The following is a 1,654-nucleotide window of genomic DNA, read 5'->3' on the forward strand; positions in this document are numbered from 1 at the left end:
GTGGTCGCGGCCGAAGAGCAGGGCGTCTCGCAAGACCAATTGAGCGGCACCATTCAGAACGACATTCTGAAAGAGTTCATGGTGCGCAACACCTACATCTACCCGCCCGAGCCGTCGATGAAGATCATCGGCGACATCATCGAGTACACGGCCAAGAACATGCCCAAGTTCAACTCGATCTCGATCTCGGGCTACCACATGCAAGAAGCCGGGGCCAACCAAGCGCTGGAGATGGCCTTCACCTTGGCCGACGGCAAGGAATACGTGAAGACGGCGATTGCCAAGGGCATGGACGTGGACGCGTTTGCCGGTCGCCTGTCCTTCTTCTGGGCGGTGGGCATGAACTTCTATTTGGAAATCGCCAAGATGCGTGCGGCCCGCCTGTTGTGGTGCCGCATCATGAAGGGCTTTGACGCCAAGAACCCCAAGAGCCTGATGCTGCGCACGCACAGCCAGACCTCTGGCTGGTCGTTGACCGAGCAAGACCCCTACAACAACGTGGTGCGCACCACCATCGAAGCCATGGCGGCCGTGTTTGGTGGCACCCAGTCGCTGCACACCAATTCGTTTGACGAGGCGATTGCACTGCCCACTGAATTCAGCTCGCGCATCGCCCGCAACACGCAGCTCATCATCCAGGAAGAAACCCACATCACCAACGTGATCGACCCTTGGGCAGGCAGCTACATGATGGAGAGCCTGACGCAAGAGATGGCCGACAAGGCCTGGGCCATCATCGAAGAAGTCGAGGCCATGGGCGGCATGACCAAGGCCGTGGGCAGTGGTTGGGCCAAGCTCAAGATCGAAGCGGCCGCCGCAGAAAAGCAAGCCCGCATCGATTCGGGTAAAGACGTGATCGTGGGCGTGAACAAATACAAACTGGCTAAAGAAGACCCGATCGAGACGCTGTCGATCGACAACGTGCGTGTCCGCGATGGTCAGATCGAGCGTTTGGCCAAAATCCGCGCCACACGCGACAGTGCCAAGGTGCAGGCCGCGTTGGACGCCTTGAGCGCTTCGGCCGAATCGGGCCAAGGCAACCTGCTGGACCTGTCCATCCAAGCCGTGCGCCTGCGCGCCACGGTGGGTGAGATTTCCGACGCGTTGGAAAAAGCCTTTGGCCGCCACCGCGCCGATACACAAAAAGTGACTGGCGTGTACGCCGCAGCTTACGACGACGGCGAGAACGTGGGAGACACCATGGAATACTGGAACGCTCTCAAAGCCGACATCGCCGCCTTTGCCGATGCCCAAGGCCGCCGCCCCCGAGTGATGATCTCCAAACTCGGCCAAGACGGCCACGACCGTGGCGCCAAAGTGGTGGCCACCGCCTTTGCCGATCTGGGCTTTGACGTGGACATGGGGCCGTTGTTCCAGACGCCTGAAGAGTGCGCCCGCCAGGCGATTGAAAACGACGTGCACGCCGTGGGCGTCTCGACACTCGCCGCAGGCCACAAAACCCTGGTGCCCGCCATCATTGCCGAGCTGAAGAAACAAGGCGCAGACGACATCATCGTGTTCGTGGGCGGCGTGATTCCGCGTCAAGACTACGACATGCTTTATGAGGCTGGCGTCAAGGGCATCTACGGCCCCGGCACCCCTATCCCGGTCAGCGCCAAAGATGTGCTGGAGCAGATCAAGAAGGCTTTGGTTT

1 protein-coding gene is annotated in these 1,654 nt (G+C 60.2%); it reads left to right on the top strand.

Features of this window, described 5'->3' with window-relative positions:
- Positions 1–1,654: methylmalonyl-CoA mutase (gene scpA / locus Q0341_RS02630; RefSeq protein ID WP_299510358.1), on the top strand; the 1,654-nt coding region annotated here is incomplete at both ends.

The organism is uncultured Limnohabitans sp. (assembly GCF_937889215.1).
Classification (GTDB): domain Bacteria; phylum Pseudomonadota; class Gammaproteobacteria; order Burkholderiales; family Burkholderiaceae_C; genus Limnohabitans_A.